Origin of the sequence: Tistlia sp. (genome assembly GCF_040905785.1) — a bacterium.
In the GTDB taxonomy this organism is placed as follows: domain Bacteria; phylum Pseudomonadota; class Alphaproteobacteria; order Kiloniellales; family DSM-21159; genus Tistlia.
The window spans coordinates 22389-46085 of sequence record NZ_JBBDQW010000024.1; the positions used below are offsets into that span (position 1 = coordinate 22389).

At 72.4% G+C, this 23697-nt stretch carries 24 protein-coding genes and 1 pseudogene; 12 read left to right on the top strand and 13 right to left on the bottom strand.

Annotation, left to right across the window (positions count from 1 at the left end; genetic code table 11):
* The first annotated feature begins 40 nt into the window (after positions 1–40).
* Positions 41–931, top strand: a complete 891-nt coding sequence (locus WD341_RS05900) for a hypothetical protein (RefSeq protein WP_368424506.1) — start codon at positions 41–43, stop codon at positions 929–931.
* Entirely contained in the window at positions 928–2142 is a 1215-nt protein-coding gene (locus WD341_RS05905) for a M24 family metallopeptidase (protein WP_368424507.1), read from the top strand. The genes WD341_RS05900 and WD341_RS05905 overlap by 4 nt, the downstream gene beginning before the upstream one ends.
* A gap of 304 nt (positions 2143–2446) precedes the next feature.
* Here the strand turns inward: WD341_RS05905 and WD341_RS05910 are convergent, their stop codons facing one another.
* Complete coding sequence (locus tag WD341_RS05910) at positions 2447–3553, bottom strand: 5-(carboxyamino)imidazole ribonucleotide synthase (protein ID WP_368424508.1); 1107 nt, start codon at positions 3551–3553, stop codon at positions 2447–2449.
* Entirely contained in the window at positions 3546–4043 is a 498-nt protein-coding gene (purE, locus tag WD341_RS05915; protein WP_368424509.1) for a 5-(carboxyamino)imidazole ribonucleotide mutase, read from the bottom strand. The genes WD341_RS05910 and purE overlap by 8 nt, the downstream gene beginning before the upstream one ends.
* Before the next feature lie 275 nt (positions 4044–4318).
* Here purE and WD341_RS05920 point away from each other — a divergent pair, with 275 nt between their 5' ends.
* The gene (locus WD341_RS05920; RefSeq protein ID WP_368424510.1) at positions 4319–5068 is read left to right on the top strand and encodes a GGDEF domain-containing protein; all 750 of its coding nucleotides are present in this window, start codon (positions 4319–4321) and stop codon (positions 5066–5068) included.
* Positions 5069–5096: 28 nt separating this feature from the next.
* On the opposite strand, the gene WD341_RS05925 is transcribed toward WD341_RS05920, so the two are convergent.
* Positions 5097–5318, bottom strand: coding sequence for a YdcH family protein (locus WD341_RS05925; RefSeq protein ID WP_368424511.1), 222 nt, complete (start codon positions 5316–5318; stop codon positions 5097–5099).
* A gap of 251 nt (positions 5319–5569) precedes the next feature.
* Here WD341_RS05925 and WD341_RS05930 point away from each other — a divergent pair, with 251 nt between their 5' ends.
* Together WD341_RS05930 and WD341_RS05935 are read left to right on the top strand one after the other, a co-directional pair.
* Positions 5570–6718: an ATP-dependent 6-phosphofructokinase gene (locus WD341_RS05930; RefSeq protein ID WP_368424528.1), complete on the top strand. Its 1149-nt coding sequence runs from the start codon at positions 5570–5572 to the stop codon at positions 6716–6718.
* Entirely contained in the window at positions 6715–7179 is a 465-nt protein-coding gene (locus tag WD341_RS05935; protein WP_368424529.1) for a TIGR02444 family protein, read from the top strand. Before WD341_RS05930 ends, WD341_RS05935 begins: the two co-directional genes overlap by 4 nt.
* A gap of 48 nt (positions 7180–7227) precedes the next feature.
* Here the strand turns inward: WD341_RS05935 and WD341_RS05940 are convergent, their stop codons facing one another.
* Positions 7228–7884: a UbiX family flavin prenyltransferase gene (locus WD341_RS05940; protein ID WP_368424512.1), complete on the bottom strand. Its 657-nt coding sequence runs from the start codon at positions 7882–7884 to the stop codon at positions 7228–7230.
* Positions 7885–8018: 134 nt separating this feature from the next.
* Between WD341_RS05940 and WD341_RS05945 the strand changes: the two genes are divergently transcribed.
* Positions 8019–8186, top strand: coding sequence for a YdcH family protein (locus WD341_RS05945; RefSeq protein WP_368424513.1), 168 nt, complete (start codon positions 8019–8021; stop codon positions 8184–8186).
* A gap of 237 nt (positions 8187–8423) precedes the next feature.
* On the opposite strand, the gene WD341_RS05950 is transcribed toward WD341_RS05945, so the two are convergent.
* Positions 8424–10172: an ATP-binding protein gene (locus tag WD341_RS05950; RefSeq protein WP_368424514.1), complete on the bottom strand. Its 1749-nt coding sequence runs from the start codon at positions 10170–10172 to the stop codon at positions 8424–8426.
* Positions 10173–10279: 107 nt separating this feature from the next.
* Positions 10280–11944 carry an acyl-CoA synthetase gene (locus WD341_RS05955; protein ID WP_368424515.1) on the bottom strand — a complete coding sequence of 555 codons (1665 nt, stop codon included), beginning with the start codon at positions 11942–11944 and terminating at the stop codon, positions 10280–10282.
* A gap of 112 nt (positions 11945–12056) precedes the next feature.
* Between WD341_RS05955 and WD341_RS05960 the strand changes: the two genes are divergently transcribed.
* Positions 12057–12680 (top strand): EndoU domain-containing protein, encoded by a 624-nt coding sequence (locus WD341_RS05960; RefSeq protein WP_368424516.1) that lies wholly within the window; start codon positions 12057–12059, stop codon positions 12678–12680.
* Positions 12681–12854: 174 nt separating this feature from the next.
* Positions 12855–14756: a propionyl-CoA synthetase gene (locus WD341_RS05965; protein WP_368424517.1), complete on the top strand. Its 1902-nt coding sequence runs from the start codon at positions 12855–12857 to the stop codon at positions 14754–14756.
* 10 nt (positions 14757–14766) lie between these two features.
* Here WD341_RS05965 and WD341_RS05970 read toward each other — a convergent pair whose 3' ends face one another.
* The 3 genes from WD341_RS05970 to WD341_RS05980 all read right to left on the bottom strand — a co-directional run bounded on the left by WD341_RS05970 (position 14767) and on the right by WD341_RS05980 (position 16403).
* Positions 14767–14994, bottom strand: a complete 228-nt coding sequence (locus tag WD341_RS05970; protein WP_368424518.1) for a hypothetical protein — start codon at positions 14992–14994, stop codon at positions 14767–14769.
* 101 nt (positions 14995–15095) lie between these two features.
* Complete coding sequence (locus WD341_RS05975) at positions 15096–15818, bottom strand: glutathione S-transferase family protein (protein WP_368424519.1); 723 nt, start codon at positions 15816–15818, stop codon at positions 15096–15098.
* Positions 15819–15851: 33 nt separating this feature from the next.
* On the bottom strand, positions 15852–16403 hold the full coding sequence (locus tag WD341_RS05980) for a DUF2786 domain-containing protein (RefSeq protein WP_368424520.1): 552 nt from the start codon (positions 16401–16403) through the stop codon (positions 15852–15854).
* A 174-nt stretch (positions 16404–16577) separates the two neighbouring features.
* On the opposite strand from WD341_RS05980, the gene WD341_RS05985 reads away from it, so the two are divergent.
* Positions 16578–17354, top strand: coding sequence for an SDR family NAD(P)-dependent oxidoreductase (locus WD341_RS05985; RefSeq protein ID WP_368424521.1), 777 nt, complete (start codon positions 16578–16580; stop codon positions 17352–17354).
* A gap of 111 nt (positions 17355–17465) precedes the next feature.
* Here the strand turns inward: WD341_RS05985 and WD341_RS05990 are convergent, their stop codons facing one another.
* The 3 genes and pseudogenes from WD341_RS05990 to WD341_RS06000 form a co-directional block, all read right to left on the bottom strand.
* On the bottom strand, positions 17466–18215 hold the full coding sequence (locus WD341_RS05990; protein ID WP_368424522.1) for a tellurite resistance TerB family protein: 750 nt from the start codon (positions 18213–18215) through the stop codon (positions 17466–17468).
* Between the two features lie 12 nt (positions 18216–18227).
* Positions 18228–18857, bottom strand: coding sequence for a DUF1013 domain-containing protein (locus WD341_RS05995; RefSeq protein ID WP_368424523.1), 630 nt, complete (start codon positions 18855–18857; stop codon positions 18228–18230).
* Between the two features lie 171 nt (positions 18858–19028).
* Positions 19029–19328: pseudogene (locus WD341_RS06000) on the bottom strand (4a-hydroxytetrahydrobiopterin dehydratase); the annotation flags it as partial.
* 95 nt (positions 19329–19423) lie between these two features.
* On the opposite strand from WD341_RS06000, the gene WD341_RS06005 reads away from it, so the two are divergent.
* On the top strand, positions 19424–19837 hold the full coding sequence (locus WD341_RS06005) for a metallopeptidase family protein (protein ID WP_368424524.1): 414 nt from the start codon (positions 19424–19426) through the stop codon (positions 19835–19837).
* Between the two features lie 203 nt (positions 19838–20040).
* Here WD341_RS06005 and WD341_RS06010 read toward each other — a convergent pair whose 3' ends face one another.
* Positions 20041–21630, bottom strand: a complete 1590-nt coding sequence (locus tag WD341_RS06010; protein ID WP_368424525.1) for a Rieske (2Fe-2S) protein — start codon at positions 21628–21630, stop codon at positions 20041–20043.
* 92 nt (positions 21631–21722) lie between these two features.
* Between WD341_RS06010 and WD341_RS06015 the strand changes: the two genes are divergently transcribed.
* Both WD341_RS06015 and zapE read left to right on the top strand, forming a co-directional pair.
* Positions 21723–22397, top strand: a complete 675-nt coding sequence (locus WD341_RS06015) for a helix-turn-helix transcriptional regulator (RefSeq protein WP_368424526.1) — start codon at positions 21723–21725, stop codon at positions 22395–22397.
* Positions 22398–22498: 101 nt separating this feature from the next.
* Complete coding sequence (gene zapE, locus WD341_RS06020; RefSeq protein ID WP_368424527.1) at positions 22499–23617, top strand: cell division protein ZapE; 1119 nt, start codon at positions 22499–22501, stop codon at positions 23615–23617.
* Positions 23618–23697: the final 80 nt, after the last annotated feature.

The window sequence follows — 23697 nt, forward strand, 5'->3', positions numbered from 1 at the left end:
CTGCCGGGACGGCGCGACGGAAACCGAAGGAGACACTGCCATGACCGCCATGCCGAAGCTGGCCGACGCCGCCGGGGAGGAGATCGGCGACCTGGTCGACCTCTCGCGCTATCCGATCGACGCGAGCGACCCGCCGGCGCTGTCCGGGCTGGTCGAGCGGGTGCGCGCCGAGCTGGCCGAGGACGGCTGCTGCGTGCTGCCCGGCTTCCTGACCGCCGAGGGGCTGGCGCAGGCGCGCGGCGAGGGCGCGGCGCTTGCGCCCAAGGCCTTCTTCCGGCGCCTGGAATGCAACCTCTACAACTCCGCCCCGGACCCGAGCCTGCCGGCCGACGACCCGCGCAGCCTGTTCTTCGAGCGCACCAGCGGCTTCGTCTCGCGCGACATGATCCCCGCCGACGCAGCGATCCACCGGCTCTACGTCGCGCCCGCGCTCAAGCGCTTCGTCGCCGCCTGCGTCGGGCGCCCGGAGGTCTACGAATACGCCGACCCCTTCGCCGGGCTGGTCGTCAACGTGCTGCCGCCGGGCACCCAGCAGCCCTGGCACTACGACGGCAACGAGTTCGTCACGACGATCCTGACCCAGGAGGCCGAGGCCGGCGGCGAGTTCCAGTACTGCCCCGACATCCGCCGGCCGGGCGACGAGAACCTGGAGGGCGTCGGCCGGCTGCTGCGCGGCGAGGATACGAGCCCGCTGCGGCGCCTGACCCTGCGTCCCGGCGACCTGCAGCTCTTCAAGGGCCGCTACGCCCTGCACCAGGTCTCGCGGGTCGAGGGCGGCCGAGCGCGGCATTCGGCGGTCTTCGGCTATGCGACGCGGCCCGGGCTGGTCGGCCCGCTGGAGCGCACGCGCCAGCTCTACGGCCGGGTCGCCGAGGCGCACATCCTGGCCGAGCGCGCGCGCCAGGACTTCGGCGACGGGCTGATCCGGTGAGCGGGGCGGGAAACGGTTTCCCGGTTCCGGACGAGCGCCAACTCGACCTGGAGCGCCTCGACCTGGAGCGCCTGGCCCGGCTGCGCGCCCAGCTCGTCGCCCACGACTGCGCGGCCGGCCTGTTCTACGACCCGACCAACATCCGCTACGCGACCGGCACCAGCAACATGCAGGTCTACGGCCTGCACAATCCTTGCCGCTACGTCTTCGTGCCCGCCGAGGGCCCCACGGTGCTGTTCGACTTCGCCGGCTGCGCGCACCTCTCGGCCGGCCGGTCGGCCGTCGGCGAGGTGCGCCCGGCCGTCAGCTGGTACCACTTCATCGTCGGCGAGCGGGTCGCCGAGAAGGCGGCGCTCTGGGCCGAGGAGATCGCCGAGCTGATGGCGCGCCACGGCGGCGGCGAGCGCCGCCTCGCCGTCGACCGGCTGGACCCCGCGGGCCTCCGGGCGCTCGAGGCCCGGGGCATCGCCGTGGCCGACGGCCAGGAGGTCGCCAACCAGGCGCGCAAGATCAAGACGCCGCAGGAAGTGCTGGCGGTGCGCGCCGCGGTCGACGGCTGCGAGACGGCGATCGGGCGGATGGCCGCGGCCCTGGCGCCCGGGATCACCGAGCAGGCGCTCTGGTCGCACCTGCACCAGGCCAATATCGAGCTCGGCGGCGAGTGGATCGAGACCCGCCTCCTGACCTCGGGGCCGCGGACCAACCCCTGGTACCAGGAGTGCTCCGGGCGGGTCATCGAGGCCGGGGACATCGTCGCCTTCGACACCGACCTGATCGGCCTCCACGGCTATTCGGCCGACCTGTCGCGGACCTGGGTCGCCGGCGAGCGCCCGGCCGGCGACGCGCAGCGCCGGCTCTACGCCGCCGCCTTCGAGCAGGTCACCCGCAACATCCCGCTGTTCCGGCCCGGCGTCAGCTTCGGCGAGATCGCCGCGCGGGCGCAGCGGCCGCCCGAACGCTACCGCGGGCTGCCCGGGGCCGCCCTCGCCCACGGCATCGGGCTGTGCAACGAATACCCCCTGATCGTCGATCCCTCGGCGTGGGAGGCGGGCGGCGTCGAGGGCCGGGTCGAGGCCGGCATGGTGTTCTGCGTCGAGGCCTTCGCCGGCGAGCCGGGCGGCCGGGAAGGCGTCAAGCTGGAGCAGCAGATCCTGGTCACCGAGACCGGGCCCGAGCTGCTCTCGGCCCGGCTGGACGAGACGCTGCTTTAGGAGGGCGGCGCGCTCCGCGCGCCCGGCCACCCATTCCAGGAATACTGCCTTTGGGTGGCCGGGCGGCTAGGGTGTGCACATATCTCCGCCGACGCTTCCACGCTTGCATGGTTCGACAAGCTCACCATGAAGCGAGGGATAGGATAGGGCAGGCTTCAGGTCGCGCTTCATGGTGAGCTTGTCGAACCACGCAAGCGCGAGTTGCGCTGTCGTTCTAGCCAAGTCTCTGGTCTTGCGTACAAAGATCTGTGCATGCCGTAGGGCCGGGCGGGGGCGCGGGCCGGCGCCGCGACTTCAAGAAACCCTACCCCTCCCGCTTGGGCAGCAGCTTGGTGACGTGGCCCATCTTGCGGCCCGGCCGGGCCTCGGCCTTGCCGTAGAGGTGCAGCTTGCTGTTGGGGTCGCCGACCGCCTCGGCCCAGCGCTCGACCTCCTCGCCGATCAGGTTCTTCATGACCGCGTCGGCGTGGCGCTCGGGCGAGCCGAGCGGCAGGCCGCAGATCGCCCGCACCAGCTGCTCGAACTGGGAGGTGACGCAGGCGTCGAGGGTCCAGTGCCCGGAGTTGTGCGGGCGCGGCGCCATCTCGTTGACCAGCAGGCGCTCGTCGGTCGTTACGAACATCTCGACCGCGACCAGGCCGACCAGCTCCAGCTTCTCCGCGATCAGGCGCGCCAGGCCCTCGGCCTTGTCGGCCAGCGCCGGCTTGAGCCGCGCCGGCACCAGGGTCTCGTCGAGGATGTGGTTGCGGTGCCGGTTCTCGACCGGCACGTAGGTCGTGATCTGGCCGTCCAGGCCGCGCGCCGCGATGACCGAGATCTCCATGCGGAAGTCGACCACCGCCTCCAGGATGCCGACCGCCTCGGGCGCATGGCCCGCCATCTCCTCCCAGGCCGCCTTCGGGTCGCTGTCGGCCTTGACCAGCACCTGCCCCTTGCCGTCGTAGCCCAGCTCCGCGCACTTCAGGATCGCCGGCGGCCCCAGGTCGCGCAGCTCGCGCGCCACCGCCTCCGGCCCGGCGACCTCGACGTAGCGGGTCGTGGGCGCCCCGATCGAGGCGCAGAAGTCCTTTTCGCGCAGGCGGTTCTGGCAGATCTGGAGGACCGCGGGCGAGGGCCGCACCTTGGTCCGGTCGGCCAGGAAGGCGGCGGTCGCGTAGGGCACGTTCTCGAACTCGTAGGTAACCACGTCCACGGCCGCGGCGAAGGCGGCCAGGGCCGCCTCATCGTCGTAGGCGGCCACGGTGGCGCGGTTGGAGACCTGCATCGCCGGATCGTCGGCGCCGGGACCGAAGACATGGCTGCGGTAGCCGAGCCGCGCCGCCTCGAGCGCGATCATGCGGCCGAGCTGCCCGCTGCCGAGGATGCCGATCGTGGCGCCCGGCGCGATCGTCGCCTTGCGGGCCCTAGCCATCGTCTCGCGGTGTCTCTGCGACCGACTCGCTCTGGTCCTGTCGCCAGCGGGCCAGGCGTTCGGAAAGCGCCGGATCGGACAGCGCCAGGATCGAGGCGGCGAGCAGGCCGGCGTTCTTGGCGCCGGCCTCGCCGATCGCCAGGGTGCCGACCGGCACGCCGCCGGGCATCTGCACGATCGAGAGCAGCGAATCGAGCCCGGAGAGGGCGCGCGACTGCACCGGCACGCCGAGCACCGGCAGGATGGTCATGGCGGCGATCATGCCGGGCAGGTGCGCGGCGCCGCCGGCGCCCGCGACGATCACCCGGACCCCTCGCTCCTGCGCGCCCTTGGCGTAGTCGACGAGCCGGTCCGGCGTCCGGTGGGCCGAGACGATCCGCGCCTCGTAGCCGACCTCGAGCGTCTCGAGCAGCTCGGCAGCGGCACGCAGCGTCGGCCAGTCTGACTGGCTGCCCATGACGATGCCGACCGGTTGTGCGCTTGCCTCCATGACCCCTTCGTCGTCCCCTGCGCGGTTGCCTGCCGGCCGCGCCTCCAAGCGGCGCCGGCCCCCGCACCATACGTCGAAGCGAGGCGCCGCATTATCGAAATCGCCGATCGGCCTGACAACCCCGAGACAGCGCGCGGCAGACGGCACGGAAGAGCGCGGACGGGCGCAGGAGGGTGAACGAAGCCTTTACCTTTTCGGCCCTACCCTTGGCGCGGCGGAAGCGGGGCCGGCCGAGCGGGGCGGCAGGCGCACGGGAGTCAGCCGAAGGCAGGCGCATGAAGGTCAGCAGAACCACCTCGACCGGGCCGATGGTCGGGACCGGAGGCATCTCGGGAATCGGCGCCGCGCGTGCGGCCGCGCCAGCCGCGCCGGCGGCCGTCGAGGGCGTCCGCGCGCCGGCCGACGTCGCCTCGGTCATGGGCGTCCCGGAGGCCGAACTGACGCCCAAGGTCCGCGCCGCCCTCGGCCAGCTGATGAGCGAAGTGCACCGGCTGCGCGAGGAACTTGAGCAGGCCAAGAAGCGCGTCGGCTTCCTGGAGGAGCTGTCCGACCAGGATCCCCTGGTGCCCGTGGTCAACCGTCGCGCCTTCGTGCGCGAGCTCAGCCGCTTCATGGCCTACTCCGAGCGCTACGGCGTGCCCGGCAGCGTGCTCTACTTCGACGTCGACGGCATGAAGCGGGTCAACGACCTGCACGGCCACGCGGTCGGCGACGCCGTGCTCAAGCACGTCGCCGAGGTCCTGCTGCGCAACCTGCGCAGCTCCGACGTGGTCGGGCGGCTCGGCGGCGACGAATTCGGCGTCATCCTGATGCAGGCGCCGATCGAGTACGGCGAGCAGAAGGGCGCCGAGCTGGCCCAGGCAATCATGGAGACGCCGCTCGACCACCGCGGCTCGATGATCGAGATCGGCATCTCGGTCGGGGTCCACGCCTTTTCCAGCGGCGAGCAGGTCGACGACGCGCTGCACGCCGCGGACAAGAAGATGTACGCCCGCAAGCAGGCCAGCAGCGGCCTCGCCCGCTGAGCCTCTGCCGGCCTCAGGCGATCCGGCCTCAGGCGATGATGTCGGGGGTGAGCTGGTCCTCGAGCCTGGAGATCTCGTCCTTGAGCAGCAGCTTGCGCTTCTTCAGGCGCTGCAACTGCAGCTGGTCGAAGGGCGCGTGCTCGAGCAGGCGGTCGATGACGTCGTCGAGATCCCGATGCTCGAGGCGCAGCCGCTGCAGCCGCGCCTGCTGGGATGTGCGCTCCTCGTCCCACGCCCCGTCGTCGTTCATGCGATTCCCGTCGCCATCCTCTGCCGCGCTGCGCCGCCCCGGGTTCGACCCCCCCGCCGGCGCCTGTAGTATAGTCCAGACGCGCCGCTGTTCGTAGGCCGAGCGCGCGAGACGCGCGCGGGGCCTGGCCGAACAGACGCCGGGCAGCTGCGTTAAGCCCTGGTGGTTGCGCATGGCTTGGTTGCGCATGGCTTGGTTGCGCATGGCCGGGCGGTGGTCGCGGCACCCACGACTCGAAACAGGAGGCGGCACTGTACAAGGGCAAGAAGCGCATCGGATTGTTGACCAGCGGCGGCGACTGCGCCGGCCTCAACGCGGCGATCCGCGCCGTGGTCAACCGCGCCGTCGACGGACTCGGCTGGCAGGTGGTCGGGCTGCACAAGGGAACGGCGGGCCTGCTGGCGCGCCCGCCCGAGGCCGAGAGCCTGTCCCCGAACCGGTTCGACGGCACCCTGCTGCGCATGGCCGGTACGATCCTGGGCACGACCAACAAGGGCAACCCCTTCGCCTTTCCCTACCCCGACGGGACCCTGCGCGACCGCTCGGAGGAGATCGTCGAGGGCTTTCGCCAGCTCGAGCTGGACGCCCTGATCGGCGTCGGCGGCGACGGCTCGCTGTCGATCCTGCGCCGTCTCGCCCAGCAGGGCGACATCCCCCTGATCGGCATTCCCAAGACGATCGACAACGACGTCGTCGGCACCGAGGTCGCGATCGGCCACGCCACGGCGCTGTGGGTCGCGACCGACGCCCTGGACCGGCTGCAGCCGACCGCCGCCAGCCATGACCGCGTGATGGTGCTCGAGGTCATGGGGCGCGACGCCGGCCACATCGCGCTGTCGGCCGGCATCTCCGGCGGCGCCGACGTGATCCTCCTGCCGGAGCTGCCCTACCGGATCGAGGGGATCGCCGCCAAGATCGACGCGCTGCGCGCCCAGGGCCGCAACTTCGCCCTGGTCGTGGTCGCGGAGGCGGCGCCCATGGAGACCGGCGAGCCGGTCGTCCAGGCCCACAACGACGCGGGGATGGCGCTATACGGGGGCATCGGCCACTACATCGGACGGCGCATCTCCGAAACCACCAAGGCCGAGGTCCGGGTCACGGTGCTCGGCCACGTCCAGCGCGGCGGCACCCCGACTCCGCGCGACCGCCTGATGGCCTCGATCTTCGGCGTCCACGCCGTCGACCTGCTGGCCGCCGGCAAGAGCGACCGCATGGTCGCCTGGAGCGGCCGGAACGTCGTCGACCTGCCGCTCGCAGACATCGTCGACCGGCCGCACCGGGTCGATCCGGCGGGCGCCCTGATCCGCACCGCGCGCGGCCTCGGCATCTACGTCGGCGAGGTGAGCGGCGGCGAGGAGAGCGGCGGCGAGGAGAGCGGCGGCGAGGAGAGCGGGGCCTGAGCGCGGACCCCGGCCCGCGCAACCCCTTCTGGGCATTCTCGCTGGCGACCTACGGCCGGCCGGGCGTGGCCGAGGCCTGCCTGGCGCTGCAGGACCGCCTGGGCCTCGACGTCAACCTGCTGCTGTTCTGCCTCTGGGCCGGACGCTGCGGCCACCGCCTGAGCGCGACCGAGCTGGCGGCGCTGGCCACCGCCGCCGGGCCCTGGCAGCAGGGCGTGGTGGTGCCGTTGCGCGGCGTCCGCCGCCGGCTGAAGGGGGCCGCCGACCCCGCACAGGAGGCGCTGCGCCAGCGCATCAAGCGCGACGAGCTCGAGGCCGAGCGCCTTGAGCAGGAGCTGCTGCACCGCGCCCTGCCCCTGGCGCCGGGCGTCGACGACCCGGCAGCGGCCCGGGCCAACCTGCTCGCCTTCGTCGGCGAGGAGGCGCCGGAGCTCGAGGCCATGCTGAACGCGCTCGACTGATACCTCTGCGGCCGCGGATCGGCACAGGTGCCTTCCGGATTCCGAGCTTCAGTCGCCTCGGCCCCGCCGCTTCGCCGCCCGCTCGACACGGCCGTCGGGGCCGGGCTCGCCCCAGCGGCGGACCAGCGGGCTGTCGAGCTCGAAAAGGTCGAGGACGCGGCCGACCGTCTGGTCGACCAGCTCGTCGATGCTGCTCGGATTGGCGTAGAAGGCCGGCACCGGCGGCGCGATCACCGCACCCATCTCCGATAGCGCCAGCAGGTTGCGCAGGTGGCCGCTGTGCAGCGGCGTCTCGCGCACCATCAGGACCAGGCGCCGGCGCTCCTTGAGCACCACGTCGGCGGCCCGCGTCAGCAGGCTCGCGGTGACGCCGCTGGCGATCTCCGAGAGGCTGCGGATCGAGCAGGGCGCGACGACCATGCCGAGGGTGCGAAAGGAGCCGCTGGCGATCGCCGCGCCGATGTCCTCGACCGGATGCACCACGTCGGCCAGCGCCTGCAGATCGCGCAGCTTGAGGTCGGTCTCGTAGGCCATCGTGACCTCGGCCGAGCGGCTGACGACCAGATGGCTCTCGACCGGCAGCGCGCGCAGCGCCTCCAGGAGGCGGATGCCGTAGATCGTGCCGCTGGCGCCGGTGATGCCGACGATCAGCCGCCGCTTCGCCGCTCCCCGCCCCTCTGCCGCCGCCTCCTGCGCCTCGACCATCGCCCTCTCATCGCCTTGCCTGCGCCCGCTTGACGCCGCCCGCGCCATGCACAGATTTCTTTTCATGCGCCTTGGCAGTCTCGACGAGCCGGCGTTACCATGAACGGCTGACAAACTGAAGGGAGACGGGTTCCATGTCCCTGCAGGACCACGTTATCGCACTTCGCGCCAAGCATGCGGATCTGGAACAGCAGATCGAGAAGGAAAGCCTCCGACCCCACCCCGACGAGAACGCCCTGCACAACCTCAAGCGCGAGAAGCTGCGGATCAAGGACGAGATCGCCCAACACGATCTCCACTGATCCACGCCCCAGGCGCCCTCGCGCGGCGCCGGGATAGCCCCCCGAGCCGGGCCGAACGAAGACCCTGATGTAAAGCGCCGGAGGCCGGCGGGTGCCGGTTTCCGGCCGTGGGTCGTCAGAACGAACGCCGCGGCGCGCGCGACCGCAGGCAATCCCTGGATACTGTTGGAACGCTACACCCGCTTGGTGCTAGGTGGGTCCTTGCACACCCCAAGGGCGGCGGCGGCGCCACCCGACTCAGCTCGCGGCAAGCTGGTCCGCCGACTCCTGGCCCGCTCCCTGAGGGTCGACGATCCGGGCCGCCGGCAGGTGCAGCACAGCCCGCGTGCCCTGCGGACAGCTCTCGACCTCCAGGACGCCGCCGTGCAGGCGGGCCAGGGCGAAGGCGATCGACAGGCCCAGCCCGCTGCCCTGGGTCCTGGCGGCGATCAGGGGGTCGAGTTGCTCGTCGTCGCCCTCGGCCGCGGCCAGCACGTCCGCCGGAATGCCGGGGCCGTCGTCCTCGACCGCCAGGCGCAGGTCGCCGGCCTCGGTGCGCTCGAGATCCAGGCACACGCAGCCTCCGGCGGGCAGGTAATCGACGGCATTGGTCAGCAGGTTGATCAGGATCTGCTTGATGCGGATCGGGTCGCAATAGACCCCCGGCGTCTCCGACGGCAGGCCGTTGACCAGGCGCACCGAGCGGTCCCGCGCCGCGCCCTCGATCAGGTGCAGGCAGTCGTCGACCAGCTTGCCGAGCGCCACCGCTTCCTCGTCATTCAGCGCCAGGCGGCCCGATTCGGCACGCGACAGGTCGAGCAGATCCTGGACCAGCGAATGCAGGTGCAGCGAGCTCGAGCGGATGTGCTCGGCGTACTGCCGGTAACGCTCGGGCAGCGGCCCCAGGATGCCCAGGGTCATCAGCTCCGAGAAGCCGGCGATGGCGTTGAGCGGGGTTCGCAGATCGTGACTCATGCGCGCCAGGAACTGCGACTTCGCGCGGTTGGCGCCGTGGGCCAGGCGGTAGGCGACGGCGAGCTCGCGATTGCGCCGGCTCATCGCCGAGACCGAGCGCAGCTGCAGCAGCGTAGCGCCGGCCAGGACGGCGAGCGCGAAGGCGAGCAGCGCGGCAAAGCCCAGGAGGTGCGACCAGAAGCCCTGCAGCACGTAGTCCTTGGTCAGCCCGACCGCCGCGACCAGGGGAAAGCCCTCGAGCTTGCGGTAGGCGACCAGGCGCGGCTGCTCGTCGAACAGGGCGGCCGACTCGAAGAGGCCGAGCCCGTGCCGGCGCAGCCGCTCGGCGAACAGCGGCGTCGTCGCCAGGCTGCTGCGCGGCCAGAAGCCGTTGCCGGGCAGCTGCATCAGCAGCGTGCCGTCGGCGCGCGCCAGCAGCGCGCTGCGGTTCTGGTCGATGGCCGCCGCCGGCACGCCCTCCGCGAGCCGGCTCGGCGAGATCGAGGCGACGACGACGGCGACCAGCCGGCCGTCCGGCCCGCGCACCGGCTTGGAGATCGGCAAAGCCCACAGGCCGTCGTGCAGCGACAGGACCGGCCGGCCGATGAAAACCGCGCCCGCCCGCCCCTGGGCCGGCAGTTGGAAATAGGAACGCCGCGACATGTCGTGGCCGACGCTCGGTTGCCCCGGGCGCGAGTCCGCCATCACGCGCCCGCCGGAATCGACCACCAGGACCGCCCTCAGGCTGTCCATGCGCCGTGACAGCAGGCGCAGGTAGAGCGACAGGGCGGGATCCCGCGGGCCGCTCGCCGCGACGCGCGTGGCAGCGACGTCGAGCACCGTCTCGACTCCGACCAGGGTCAGGCCGACCGCGTGGGTGAAGGACTGCAGCTGGCTGAGCGCGAGGTTGCCGGCGGTCTCCAGGGTCTCCCGGCGCTCGGTCCACAGCATGACGCCGACGAACAGCATGAGCAGCAGCGCGATCGCCACGCTGCCGAACAGCGTGACGAGTCTCAGCCGCTTCGGTGAGCCGTCGGGTGTCGCCGCCCGCACCTTGCCCCCGCCCCTTTTTCTACCCTCGATAAGCAGCACTTAGGCCCGCGAATGCCTAACAAGGCATGAATCGGGCGGGCCCGCGCGCCCGGCCGGCGAGGAAGCGCTCAGTCCCGGGTTGCGACGGCCCGCTGGCGCAGCTCGTACTTCTGGATCTTGCCGGTCGAGGTCTTCGGCAGCTCCTCGAACAGCACGCGCCGCGGGCACTTGTAGTGCGCCAGCACGCTCCGGCAGTGCTCGATCAGCTCTCGCTCCGTGGCGGCGGCGCCCGGCTTCAGCTCGACGAAGGCCCAGGGGGTCTCGCCCCACTTCTCGTCGGCCTTGGCGACCACCGCCGCGGCGGCGACCGCCGGGTGGCGGTAGAGCGCGTTCTCGACCTCGATCGAGGAGATGTTCTCGCCGCCCGAGATGATGATGTCCTTGGAGCGGTCCCTGAGCTGCAGGTAGCCGTCGCGGTGCAGGACGCCGAGGTCGCCGGTGCGGAACCAGCCGCCGGCGAAGGCCTCCCGGGTCGCCTCGGGGTTCTTCAGGTAGCCCTTCATGACGATGTTGCCGCGCATCGCCACCTCGCCCAGCGTCTCGCCGTCGTGGGGGACCGGCTCCAGCGTGTCGGGATCGAAGACGCCGAGCTCCTCGAGCACCGGGTAGGCGACGCCCTGGCGCGCCTTCATCTCCGCCTGCTGCTCGATCGCCAGCTCGTTCCACTCGTCGTGCCAGGCGCAGACTACCGCCGGCCCGTAGACCTCGGTCAGCCCGTAGACGTGGGTCACCTCGATGCCCTGGGCCTGCATGCCGGCGAGCACCGAGGCCGGCGGCGGCGCCGCCGCGGTCATCATCCGCACCGGCTGGTCGAAGCTCCGGCGCTCCTCCTCCGCGGCGCCCAGGATCATCTGCATGACGATCGGCGCGCCGCACAGGTGGGTCACGCCCTCCTCGGCGAAGGCGCGGTAGATCGCCCCGGCCTCGACCTTGCGCAGGCAGACGTGGGTGCCGGCCAGGGCGGTGACGGTCCAGGGAAAGCACCAGCCCGAGCAGTGGAACATCGGCAGCGTCCAGAGATAGACCGGGTGCTCGGGCATCTGCCAGGTCATGACGTTGCCGAGCGAGTTCAGGTAGGCGCCGCGGTGATGGTAGACGACGCCCTTGGGGTTGCCGGTCGTGCCGCTGGTGTAGTTGAGCGCGATCGCCTGCCACTCGTCCTCGGGCAGCGCCCAGGGGTGGTCGGGGTCGCCCTCGGCGAGCAGCGCCTCGTAGTCGGCCTCGCCGAGCCGCTCGCCCCCGGGCCCCTCCGGGTCGTCGACGTCGATCACCGGGATCGGCCGGCCGAGGATCTTGAGGGCCCGGGAGATGACCGGGTGGAACTCGGTGTCGGTCAGCAGCAGCTTGGCTTCGCCGTGCTCCAGGATGAAGGCCAGGGTCTCGGCGTCGAGGCGGGTGTTGAGCGCGTTCAGCACGGCGCCGGTGGCCGGCACGCCGTGGTGCGCCTCCCACATCTCCGGGATGTTCGGCAGCATCGCCGCGACGGTGTCGCCCGGACCGATGCCGCGCCGGCTCAGCGCCGAGGCGAGCCGCCGGCAGCGCGCGTAGGCTTCGGCCCAGGTGAAGCGGCGGCGGCCGTGGGCGAGCGCCAGGCGGTGCGGGTAGACCGCGGCGGCACGCGGCAGGAAGCCGAGCGGCGACAGCGCCCGGTGGTTGGCCGGGCCCGGCTCGAGGTCCCGCTCGAAGGCGCCGCTGCGGCGCCCGGGCGCTTGCTGGTCGGTCGGCTGGCTCATGCCCCATGTGATTAAGCCGCCGGCGGCCTCGCTGGCAAGGGCGGGCTGCGCCGCCTTCCGAGGGAGCGCGCCGGCCGCTACCCTGCGTGCGGACGGCAGGGAGGAGGTGGACATGGCCTGGCAGTCGCACGGGCAGGCACGCGGGACGTCGCGAGGGGCCGGGGCGGGCTCGCTCCTTCTGGTCCTGCTGCTGCTGGCCGCCGTGCCGGGCGTCGCGGCCGAGGCTCCGGACTGCACGGCCGCCGAGACGCTCTGGTCCGAGACCGACCCGCCGCTCGATCTGTCCCACCTGTTCTGCGGCGAGCGCGATCCGCGCGACGCCTCGCTCGGCGGCTATCATGCCCTGGCCGGCGCGCGCAGCCCCGGCGAACCGGCGATCCGCGAGCGCTATGCCGGGCCCAACGCCGACGGCGTCAGCCGCGCCATCGTCTGCCTGCCCGAGACGGCGGGCACGGCCCGTCGCTCCTGCAAGTGCTCCTCGCTGTTCCCCGACGACTGGTCGGTCGGGCAGGTCGTCGAGGCGGTGTTGACCGCGCTGCGCCGGGGCAGGACGGACGCCCGCGGCTTCTTCCGGGGCCCGGGCGGGTCCGGCTTCGCGGTCGAGGGCTGGCTGGTGCCGGCGGCCCAGGCCCGCGCGCTCTGCGGCGCCGAGCGCTGCATCGCCACGGCCTGGCCGGCCTACGAGGACGACCGCAGCGGCCGCGCCCTGCCCTGGCGCTGCCCGCTGCCGCGCTAATTGACCTGGCGCAGGGCGGGCGCCGCGCCGCTCGCGTTTACCTGGGCCGGGTGGGTTTGGGGCCAGCCGAGTTTACCCGGGGCGGCCGGCGCGGCAGACTGGCCGCAAGGGACCGCGCGGCAAAAGAACGGCGCGGCCGACAGGCGACAGCTTGAGGGAGGGCTACAGCGCACCATGGGCACCTTCGACGAGATTCACGCCCGCTCGATCGCCGATCCGGAGGGCTTCTGGGCCGAGGCGGCCGAGGCGATCCACTGGAGCGAGCGCTGGGACCGGGTCCTCGACGACAGCGACAAGCCGATCTGGCGCTGGTTCCGCGGCGGCCGCCTGAACACCTGCTACAACTGCCTCGACCGGCACGTGAAGGAGGGCAACGGCGACCACCTCGCCCTGATCTACGACTCGCCGGTCACCGACACGGTGCGCCGCTACAGCTACCGCCAGCTGCGCGACGAGGTGGCCCGCCTGGCCGGCGCCCTGGCCGCGCGCGGGGTCGGGCGCGGCGACCGCGTCGTCATCTACATGCCGATGATCCCCGAGACCGCCATGGCGATGCTCGCCTGCGCGCGGCTCGGCGCGGTGCATTCCGTCGTCTTCGGCGGCTTCGCCGCCAACGAGCTGGCGACCCGCATCGACGACTGCAGCCCGAAGCTGGTGCTCTCGGCCTCCTGCGGCATCGAGCCGGGCCGCATCGTCCAGTACAAGCCGCTGCTCGACGCCGCCATCATCATGGCGACCCACAAGCCCCGGCACTGCCTGGTCCTGCAGCGCCCCCAGGAGCGCTGCGAGCTGCAGGCCGGGCGCGACGAGGACTGGCAGGAGGCGGTCGCCGCGGCCGAGCCCCACGACTGCGTGGCGGTCGAGGCGACCGATCCGCTCTACATCCTCTACACCTCGGGCACGACCGGGCAGCCCAAGGGCGTGGTCCGCGACAACGGCGGCCACGCCGTGGCGCTGAAGTGGTCGATGGGCGCGATCTACGGGGTCGAGCCGGGCGAGGTCTACTGGGCGGCGAGCGACGTCGGCTGGGTCGTGGGCCACTCCTACATCGTCTACGGGCCGCTGCTGAACGGCAACACGACGGTGCTCTACGAGGGCAAGCCGGTCGGCACGCCCGACGCCGGTGCCTTCTGGCGGGTCATCGAGCAGCACGGCGTCACCACGCTCTTCACCGCGCCGACCGCCTTCCGGGCGATCCGCCAGCAGGACCCCGAGGGCCGGCTGATCGGCGACTACGACCTTTCGACGTTCCGCACGCTCTTCCTGGCTGGCGAGCGCTGCGATCCCGACACCCTGGGGTGGGCCGAAAGGCAACTGAAGGTGCCGGTGATCGACCACTGGTGGCAGACCGAGACCGGCTGGTCGATCGCCGCCAACTGCATCGGCATCGAGCCGCTGCCGGTCAAGGCAGGCTCGCCGACGAAGCCGGTGCCGGGCTGGCAGCTCGAGGTCCTGGATCCCGCCGGCCGGCCGCTGCCGCCCGGCCAGGTCGGCGCCATCGCCGGCCGCCTGCCGATGCCGCCCGGCACGACGCCCGGTATCTGGAACGGCCGCGAGCGCTTCGTGAAGACCTATCTGGCCAACTTCCCCGGCTACTACGAGACCGGCGACGCCGGCTACCTCGACGAGGAAGGCTACGTCTTCGTCATGGCGCGCACCGACGACATCATCAACGTCGCGGGACACCGCCTCTCGACCGGCGCCATGGAAGAGGTGCTGGCCGCCCATCCCGACGTCGCCGAATGCGCGGTGATCGGCGTCGCCGACCCGCTGAAGGGCCAGGCGCCGGTCGGCTTCCTGGTGCTCTCCTCCGGCGTGACCCGGCCGCACGAGGAGATCGCCCGGGAGTGCGTCGCCATGGTGCGCGACCGCATCGGCCCGGTCGCCGCCTTCAAGACGGCGATCGTGGTCGAGCGACTGCCGAAGACCCGCTCGGGCAAGATCCTGCGGCGCACCATGCGCTCGATCGCCGACGGCGAGGACTACCGGGCGCCCGCGACCATCGACGACCCGGCGATCCTCGAGGAGATCACGGCGAGCCTGGGCGGCGCCGGGCTGGGCCGCAAGGCGGGCTGACGGACGCCCGCTAGCGCTGGGAAGGTGTCGTCTTCAGCGGCGAGAAGAGCCGCCGCATGGCGGCGGCCGAGCCGTCCTCGCTCGACGTCGTGCGGTCGCCGCTGGACATGGAGGCGGCGGCGCTGCCGCGCGGCGCGGCCCCGCTGGTCTGGCAGGCCGCCAGCAGCAGGCCGCAGGCCAGCAAAAGTCCCGCTCGCAAGGCGAGCGGGCGGCCGCCAAGGGAAGAAGGATCGCTCATCGAGGTGCTCCCAACAGAGCGGGGGGCGGATTGCCCACCGCTCTCGTCGCCGACGAGATGGTGCCGCCGGCGCGACGCCGCAAGCGGCCGCAGGCGGCGTGTCACCGAGTGTTGATCGACCCCTTCACCGGGGGCGCGCCGCGGCCGCCGTAGGCGCCGGGCACGGGCAGCGAGAGCTCGGCGTCGGCCTCGGCGATCTCGGCGACGGCCCGCGCGAAGGCCGGCCGCTCTAGCAGCCGCTCGAACCAGCCCTCGAGCGCGCCGTGCGGCGCCAGCGGCGGCCCGCCGAGGCGCTGGCCGTAGAGCACCGGCATGAAGACGGCGAGGTCGGCGGCGCTGAAGGCGCCGCAGAGGAACGGCCGGTCGCGCAGCCGCCCGTCGAGCTCGCCGAGCTGCTCGGCGATCAGGGCCTCGGCCTTGCGCGCCTCGGCCTCGAGCGCCTCCCAGCGCGCCGGGTCGGCGGGCCGCGGCCCCGGCCGGTGCATCAGGGCGCGCACCGGCGCCAGCAGGATCTCGTCGGCGGCCAGCTCGAGGAGCCGGCAGCGCGCCCGCTCGGCTGGCGCCGCGGGGTAGAGCGGCGGCGCCGGGTAGGCGTCCTCCAGGTACTCCAGGATCACGGTCGAATCGAAGAGTGTCAGGTCGCCGTCGAGGAGCACGGGGACCTGCCCCTTGGGGTTGGCCGCCAGCACGTCGGGGTGCTTCGGGCTGTAGCCCTCGGACTGGCTGAAGGTCACCATGACCCGCTCGAAGGCGAGGTCCTTTTCGCGCAGCGCGATCTCGACCTTGCGCGCGAACAGGCTGAGCGGTCCCGAGTAGAGCTTCATCGTCTTTCGTCCTTCTCCGGGTGCGGCCACCGGTCAGCCGCGCAGCTTCAGCTTCAGGCCGATGACCTCGTGCTGGGTCAGGCCGGTGATGTCGGCGATCTCGCGCAGGCTGAAGCCGGTCTGCAGGATCAGGGTGCGGGCGAAGTCGCGCGGCGCCAGGCGGCGCGGGTTGCGCAGGCCCGGCCGCCGCAGCGCCTGGGCGCGGCGACGCTCCTCCTCCTCGCGGCGCTGCGTCGCCTCGACCTTGTCGCGGTGGCGCTGTCGGGCCCGGCTCGCCGCCGCCGAGGCCTCGTAGGCGTAGCCGGCGGCGGTGGCGTGCATCCAGGCCGGGTCGCGCTGCCAGCCGCGCGGCCCGCCCCAGTCCTCGGGCTCCGGGGCGCCGCGGCCGCGCCGGCGCACCTGCGGCTCCGGCTCCGGCTCGACCGAGGCGCGTGCCGCCTCCTCGAGCGTCATCGACAACCGGCCGGCCAGCCGCTCGGCCGCCGCCAGCGCCGCCGCGCGCTCGCCCTCGAAGGGGCTCTCGGCGGCGAGCAGCAGCAGCTTGCGGAAGCGATCCTTGTCGCTTGTGGTGAAGCTCTCGGTCATGGCAACCGACCAGCATAGGGCCTTTCGCGCGTCGCTCCACCCTGCCGCGACGACGGCCGGCCGTGCGGCTTCGGCGATCGAGGCGACGGGCCTTGAGGCGTCGGGCCTTGAGGCGGGGGCGCCGGCGTGGCAGCTTCGCCGCCCTGCAAGGACGCGGCGGCAAGGAGAAGAGCGATGCGGCTGAAGGACAAGGTAGCCCTGGTCACCGGCGGGGCCGCGGGCATCGGCCTCGCCTGCGCCAAGGCCTTCGCCGCCGAGGGCGCCAAGGTCGCCATAGCCGACCTGGCGCAGGAGCGCGGCGAGGCCGCCGTCGAGGCGCTGCAGGAGGCGGGCGCGGACGCGATCTTCCTGCGCTGCGACGTCGGCGACAAGGCCGAGGTCGAGGGCATGGTCGCCTCGACCGTCGCCGCCTTCGGCCGCCTCGACATCGCGGTCGCCAACGCCGGCATCGTGCGGGCCGGCGACTTCCTGGAGTTCAGCGAAGAGGACTTCGACGCGGTCCTGCGCGTCAACCTCAAGGGCGTCTTCCTGACCGGCCAGGCAGCGGCGCGCCAGATGGCGGAGCAGGGCGGCGGCGGCGCCATCATCAACATGTCGTCGGTCAATGCGGTGCTCGCGATTCCGTCGATCACGCCTTACGTCGTCGCCAAGGGCGGCGTCAACCAGCTGACCAAGGTCATGGCCCTGGCGCTGGCCGACAAGGGCATCCGCGTGAACGGCATCGGTCCGGGATCGATCCGCACCGAGGTTCTGGCCTCGGTCGTCAACGACCCCGAGAAGATGAAGGGCGTGCTGATGCGCACGCCCATGGGCCGGGTCGGCGAGCCGGAGGAGATCGCCTCGGTGGCGGTCTTCCTGGCCAGCGAGGACGCGAGCTACATGACCGGCCAGACGCTCTACCCCGACGGCGGCCGGCTGGCCCTCAACTACACCGTGCCGGTGAAGGAGTAGGGGCCGTCGGCGCCGGGGCTGCCACGTCCCTCGACGGGCTCGGGACGAAGCACTCCTTGCGCCGGCTTCCGCTTCGTCCCGAGCCCGTCGAGGTGGAAGGAGAAAGCGCCGCTACGCCGGGTCGGCCGCGCCCTCGACCGAGGCGTGCAGGTGGGCGACCAGCTTGGGGTCGAGCGCCAGGCGGCCGGCCAGGAACGACAGGTAGCCGCGCTCGGCGGGCCCGTCGGGGTCGATCGCCATCAGCGAGGCGCAGTAGATCTCGGCCGCGCGTTCCGGCGAGGTCGCGCCGGCGACCACGGCGTCCATGTCGAGCGGCTTGGAGAGCTCGTCCATGACCAGCGCCTTCTGGGCCTGGGTCAGCTCCAGCTTGCCGAGCTCGGCGAAGAGACGGCGCTGCTCCTCGGCGTCGACGTGGCCGTCGGCCTTGGCGGCGGCGATCATGGCGCACACCAGGACCAGACTCAGGTCCTCGGCCTCGACGTCTGCGGCCTGCTCGCGCGGCAAGAAGCGGCCGTCGACCGGCGGCACCGGGATCGGCTCGACCGCCGTGCTGGCGGCGGTGCTGGCCGGCGACTTGCCGGCCTGCCAGTCGGTGTAGGCCTTGTAGGCGAGGCCCCCGAGCAGCGCCAGGCCGCCATAGGTCGCGGCCTTGCCGGCGAACTTGCGGCCGGTCTTGGAGCCGACCAGCAGTCCCGCCAGGCCGCCGACGCCGGCGGCGCCCGCCAGCTGGCCGAGCTGGCCCTCGAAGGGCGTGCCGGCGAGGGGGCCGGAGCCGGACGGCGGCGCCGCGCGCTCCTGCGGCTGCGCGCCGCCCTGGAGCGTGCCCAGAAAGCCGTTGAGCAGGGACTGCAGATCCTTCAAGGCGACGCTCCGTCAGCCGAGCTTGAACATCGACAGGTCGGGACGGCCGGACTGCGAGGGCTCCGGCTCGGGCTCCGGCATCGGTTCGGGCTGCGGGATCGGCTCCCCGGCACGCTCGGCGGCCTTGCGCGCGCGCAGCACGGCCGCGTTCAGCTCGGTCTGGCTGCACAGGCCGAGCAGCACCGGATCGCGCGGCCGGATGTTCGTCGAGTTCCAGTGGGTGCGGTCGCGCACCGCCAGGATCGTGGTCTTGGTCGTGCCGATCAGCTTCGAGATCTGGCTGTCCTTCAGCTCCGGATGGTTGCGCAGCACCCAGGCGATGCCGTCAGGCTTGTCCTGGCGCTTGGCGACCGGCGTGTAGCGCGGCCCCTTGGTGCGCTTGGCCGGTTCCGGCAGGTCGCGCTTGGCCATCTTGAGACGCGCCGTCGGGTCCTTCTCGCAGCGCTCGATCTCGTCCTTGGCCAGCGTGTTCGTGCCGATCGGATCGATGCCCTGTATGCCGCCGGCGACCTCGCCGTCGGCAATGCCCTGCACCTCGAGCGGATGCAGGCCGCAGAACTCGGCGATCTGCTCGAAGGTGAGAGCCGTGTTGTCGACCAGCCAGACGGCGGTCGCCTTGGGCATGAGCGGCAGATTGGACATAAATTCTCCTCCTCCGGCGCCGGGCCCTTCGCCCGTCGCCGCATCTCCCCGCCGGGGCGATGCTCCGAAATTGTCGGAATGAGCCCTATATAGCGGCTGCGGACGCCTGAAAAAAGTGCAATTGAGGGCCTTGGGCCAATCGGCGCCTGCCCCCGAGGCTCACCCCGAGGCTCACCGGGCCGCCGCCGCCTCGTCGCAGAAGCGGGCGAGCCGCAGGTCTCGCTCGCTCAGGCCCTCGACGTCGTGGCTCGTCAGGGTGACCTCGACCCTGTTGTAGACGTTGAACCATTCCGGGTGGTGATCCATCTTCTCGGCCATCAGCGCGACGCGGCTCATGAAGCCGAAGGCCGCGTTGAAGTCGGCGAAGCGGAAGCTCTTGGCGATCGCGTCGCGGCCCTCCACCGCCTGCCAGCCCTCGAGGTCGGCGAGCGCTTGCCTGCGTCTGTCCGGAGACAATTTCTCTTCCATGCCCTCTGCCCTCGCGCGGTCGACGTCGTGGCCCTGACGTGGCGGCCCTGGACCTGCCGGTCAAGGGAGGGTAAGGCAAGGGCATGAGAGGCTTGGCCATGGCACGTTCCGACCTGCTCCACCGCTACGGCGCGCCGCCGACCCTGGAGGACATGGAGGGCATGGCCCGCGAGGCGCTGAGCGCCATCCCCGGGGAGCTGCGGCGCTTCGTCGAGAACGTCTCGATCCACGTCGAGGACTTCCCCGACGAGGAGACGATGGAGGAGATGGACCTGGAGTCGCACTTCGACATCCTGGGCCTCTACCGCGGCGTCGAGCTGACCCGCCAGAGCGTCCTCGGCCAGCCCGAGGACCTCGACCGCATCTACCTCTACCGCCGGCCGATCCTCGACTACTGGTGCGAAAGCGAGGAGGACCTGACCCGGGTCGTCCGACACGTCCTGATCCACGAGATCGGCCACCACTTCGGCCTCTCCGACGACGACATGGACCGCCTCGAGCAGCAGGGCTGAGGGGCCGGTATTCCTGCACCCCTCGCGACTCCTGGCCCCGCCCATGCGTCCCTCGACTGCGCCCTGGCGGGCGCGCTCGGGATGAAGCGGGTTATGTGCCGGCGGAGAATGCGAGACGGGAAGGCAGGCCGACCCCGCCGTTCGCTCCGCCTTCGCTTCGTCCCGAGCTTGCCGAGGGGCGTGGGAGAAGACGGGTGCCGACCCTACTCCGCCTCGACGAAGCCGATCGCCTGGTGCGCCAGGCGCAGGCCGTGGCGACGCTTCGGCGGGTTGTCCAGGAAGCGCCGCGCCGCCGCCAGCAGGGTCGGCCGCCAGGGTGCATCCGGATGGGCGCGCCACTCCTGCTCGACCGCGGTCAGCACCTTGACCAGGTGTGCCGCGACGATCGGCTCGGGCACGCCGTGGTCGAACAGCCTCCGGAAGTGCTCGGCGAAGAAGGCCTCGGGGTCGGCGACCGCCCAGTCGGCCTCGGCGACCGCCTCGTCCCGGTAGGTCGCGTTGCGGCCCAGGAAGCAGGCGAGCTGCAGCAGGGCCGCCGGACGCAGGGCCGGGTGGCGCGCCGAGAGCCGGCGGGCGGCGTTGGCGAAGGTCACGGGGTGGGTGAAGTCGAGCCAGCCGACGTTCTGCGAGACCGGGTTGTCGGTCCGGCGCTCGACCGCCAGGTCGAAGCACAGCCACTGCTCGGCCGCGGCGCCGAGCAAGGCCGACTGGAGCTGGTCGGGCCGGGCGCTCGACTCCAGGCAGCGGGCCAGCGCCTGGCGGACGCCGAGGCCGCGGAAGTCGGCGGCCTCGACCGGCCGGTCGCCGCGCCCGTCCCAGGCCGCCAGCGCCGGGGCGTAGGCTCGGAACTCGGGGATCCGGTCCTCGCGCTGCGCCATGACCAGCGAGCGCACCAGGGCCAGCAGGATCGGCCCGGCGACCTCCGGCCCGAGCCGCTCGATCGCTTGGCGGGACTTCAGCGTGTAGATCGCCGAATGGCCGAAGTCCTGGTAATGCGCCAGGGCCGCAGCGGCGAGCGCCGCCTCCAGGGCCTCCAGCTCGAGGCCTTCGGCCAAGCCGCCGCGCAGGACCGCGACCGCCGCCGCCTCGTCCTCGGCCTCGACGGCCTCGACCAGGGCCGGCGCCGACCAGGGCGCGCGCGCCTCGGGGAAGGGCCGGGCGGGCTCGCGCAGGCTGTCCCAGTTGAGGTGGTCGAGCACCTCGATCAGCGGCACCAGGCGCTCGGCGGGGCCGTCCGCCCGCTCGTCGCGCAGCCGCAGCCAGTCCGGCAGGGCCGCCAGGGCATGGGTCGTGCCGAACTCGAAGCGCTCGTGGGTCCATTCGACGGCGCGGCGCAGGGCGTCCAGCGGATCGCCGCCGGCGTGCTCCAGGCGCGCCACCTCGCGCGCCATGCGGTCGCGCTCGTTGCGCCTGAAGGCGCCGGCCAGCCCCTCGAGCGCGGCCTGGCGCCGGACCTCCGCCGGCGGCTCGCTCAAGTCGAGCTGGATCCGGCCCTCGATCACCCGGGCCGGGTAGCGGCGCAGGCGGTCGCCGCCGACAAGGGTCTCGCCGCCGACCAGGTCGAACTTCCAGTTGTGCCAGTTGCAGGTCAACACGCAGCTGCCCGGGTCGCGCCCTTCGGCCAGGCTGCCCTCGATCAGCGGATAACCCTCGTGGGGACAGCGGTTGTTGCAGGCGAAAACACTGTCGCCGCTGCGGAACAGGGCGATCTGGCGGCCCTCGACCTTGACCAGGCGCCGCCCCCTCGGCCCCAGCTCCTCCAGGCTCGCGACCTCGCGCCATCCTTCGGTCATGGCGAGTCTCCCTTTTGAAAGGCCGTTCTTTATAAAAACCAAGCCTGCGACCGTTCCTTGCGTTTCTCAAGACATTTCTTTACCAAAACGCCATGACCCAGCGGAATGTCGACCACTCTCGGACCGAACGCCCCCGGAAGACCGAGCCGCGCAGCCGCGCGGCGATCCTGCGGCTGCTCAAGCTGCGGGGCCCGTGCGACGCCGCCGCGCTGTCCGCCGAGCTCGGCGTCACCGCCATGGCCGTGCGCCAGCACCTCTACGCGCTCCAGGAGGAGGGCTTCGTCGCCTACGAGGAGGAGGCGCGGCCGGTCGGGCGGCCGGCCAAGCTCTGGGCTCTGACGCCGGCCGCCGAGCGCTACTTTCCCGACGCCCACGCCGAGCTGGCGGCGGGCCTGCTCTCGGCCATGGGCGAGGCCTTCGGCGACCAGGGCCTGGCCCGGCTGCTGAAGGCGCGCGGCGAGCAGCTCGTCGCCGCCTACAGGCGGCGGCTGGACGGCGCGGCGCCGCTCGGCGCGCGGGTCGCCGCCCTCGCCGGGATCCGCGAGGCCGAGGGCTACATGGCCGCGGTCGAGGAGACCCCGGAAGGCTGGCTCCTGGTCGAGAACCACTGCCCGATCTGCGTCGCCGCCACGGCCTGCAGCGGCCTCTGCCAGGTCGAGCTCGAGGTCTTCCGCGAGGTCCTGGGCGAGGACGCCGCGGTCGAGCGGACCGACCACATCCTGGCCGGCGCGCGGCGCTGCGCCTACCGGGTGACGGCGAAGCCGTGAGCCCCTCGTGCTTCATGGTTCGCGACCAAGGGGGCCTAGCGGGCGCGCCCGCGCTCCGCTAGGTAGAGGCCCCGCCCCTCCCGCCCGCAGCCATCGACCGCATGACCGAAGGACCCCTCGACGCCTACCGCGCGCTGCGCCGCGCCGGCGAGCTGCGCGCCGACCCGGCGCAGGAGCTGGCGGCCGAGAAGCTGCAGTCGCTGCACAACGCGCTGCGCAGCTACCGCCCCGCGCCCGGCTCGGGCGGCTGGAAGGCCCGCCTGGGCCTTGCCCGCCGACCCGAGGAGCCGCCCCAGGGCCTCTACCTCTACGGCCCGGTCGGGCGCGGCAAGTCGATGCTGATGGACCTCTTCTTCCGCGCCGCCCCGGTCGAGCGCAAGCGTCGCGTCCACTTCCACGCCTTCATGGCCGAGACCCACGACCGGCTGCACGCCTGGCGCCGGAAGACCAAGGGCAGCAAGGCCGACCCCCTGCCTGAGCTGGCCGAGGAGCTCGCCGAGCAGGCCTGGCTGCTCTGCTTCGACGAGTTCGTGGTGGTCAACATCGCCGACGCCATGATCCTGGCGCGGCTCTTCGAATCGCTGTTCGAGCGCGGCGTCGTCGTCGTCGCGACCTCGAACTTCGAGCCGGGCCGGCTCTACGAGGGCGGCCTGCAGCGCGAGCGCTTCCTGCCCTTCATCGCGCTGCTCGGGCAGCGTCTCGACATCCTCGACCTGGGCGCCGGCACCGACTACCGGCTGGCGCGCCTTCACGACCGCGCCGTCTATCACTGGCCACTCGGGGCCGAGGCCGAGGCGGCGCTCGAGGCGGCCTTCGCCGACCTAACCGAGGGCGCCGAGATCGGGGCCGGCAGCCTGACCGTCAAGGGCCGGCGCATCGAGATTCCGGCCCGCGCGCGCGGTGTCGCACGCTTCGGCTTCGCCGAGCTCTGCGAGCGGCCGCTCGGCGCCGAGGACTACCTGGCCATCGCCACCCACTTCCACTCGGTGGTGCTGTCGGGCGTGCCCGAGCTGTCGCCCGAGCGGCGCAACGAGGCGCGCCGCTTCATGACGCTGGTCGACGCGCTCTACGAGCACCGGGTCAACCTGGTGGTCTCGGCCGCGGCGCCGCCCGAAGGGCTCTATCCCGAGGGCGACGGCGCCTTCGAGTTCCGGCGCACCGTCAGCCGCCTCGCCGAGATGCAGTCCGCCGCCTACATCGACCAGCCGCACCTGACGTAGGGGCGCGCCCACCAGGTCCGTCATCCCCGCGAAGGCGCACTGCTGTCCGGGATTTTTTCTGAGGGGAGTAGTGCACGGCA

Coding starts and splice junctions, on each gene's coding strand:
- WD341_RS05940 (WP_368424512.1), bottom strand. CDS start 7,884: ATGGTCGAGGCGCAGGAGGCGGCGGCAGAGGGGCGGGGAGCGGCGAAG.
- WD341_RS05975 (WP_368424519.1), bottom strand. CDS start 15,818: ATGAAGCTCTACTCGGGACCGCTCAGCCTGTTCGCGCGCAAGGTCGAG.
- WD341_RS05925 (WP_368424511.1), bottom strand. CDS start 5,318: ATGAACGACGACGGGGCGTGGGACGAGGAGCGCACATCCCAGCAGGCG.
- purE (WP_368424509.1), bottom strand. CDS start 4,043: ATGGAGGCAAGCGCACAACCGGTCGGCATCGTCATGGGCAGCCAGTCA.
- WD341_RS05945 (WP_368424513.1), top strand. CDS start 8,019: ATGTCCCTGCAGGACCACGTTATCGCACTTCGCGCCAAGCATGCGGAT.
- WD341_RS05965 (WP_368424517.1), top strand. CDS start 12,855: ATGGGCACCTTCGACGAGATTCACGCCCGCTCGATCGCCGATCCGGAG.
- WD341_RS05955 (WP_368424515.1), bottom strand. CDS start 11,944: ATGAGCCAGCCGACCGACCAGCAAGCGCCCGGGCGCCGCAGCGGCGCC.
- WD341_RS06015 (WP_368424526.1), top strand. CDS start 21,723: ATGACCCAGCGGAATGTCGACCACTCTCGGACCGAACGCCCCCGGAAG.
- WD341_RS05960 (WP_368424516.1), top strand. CDS start 12,057: ATGGCCTGGCAGTCGCACGGGCAGGCACGCGGGACGTCGCGAGGGGCC.
- WD341_RS05920 (WP_368424510.1), top strand. CDS start 4,319: ATGAAGGTCAGCAGAACCACCTCGACCGGGCCGATGGTCGGGACCGGA.
- zapE (WP_368424527.1), top strand. CDS start 22,499: ATGACCGAAGGACCCCTCGACGCCTACCGCGCGCTGCGCCGCGCCGGC.
- WD341_RS06005 (WP_368424524.1), top strand. CDS start 19,424: ATGGCACGTTCCGACCTGCTCCACCGCTACGGCGCGCCGCCGACCCTG.
- WD341_RS05900 (WP_368424506.1), top strand. CDS start 41: ATGACCGCCATGCCGAAGCTGGCCGACGCCGCCGGGGAGGAGATCGGC.
- WD341_RS05980 (WP_368424520.1), bottom strand. CDS start 16,403: ATGACCGAGAGCTTCACCACAAGCGACAAGGATCGCTTCCGCAAGCTG.
- WD341_RS06010 (WP_368424525.1), bottom strand. CDS start 21,630: ATGACCGAAGGATGGCGCGAGGTCGCGAGCCTGGAGGAGCTGGGGCCG.
- WD341_RS05995 (WP_368424523.1), bottom strand. CDS start 18,857: ATGTCCAATCTGCCGCTCATGCCCAAGGCGACCGCCGTCTGGCTGGTC.
- WD341_RS05910 (WP_368424508.1), bottom strand. CDS start 3,553: ATGGCTAGGGCCCGCAAGGCGACGATCGCGCCGGGCGCCACGATCGGC.
- WD341_RS05970 (WP_368424518.1), bottom strand. CDS start 14,994: ATGAGCGATCCTTCTTCCCTTGGCGGCCGCCCGCTCGCCTTGCGAGCG.
- WD341_RS05985 (WP_368424521.1), top strand. CDS start 16,578: ATGCGGCTGAAGGACAAGGTAGCCCTGGTCACCGGCGGGGCCGCGGGC.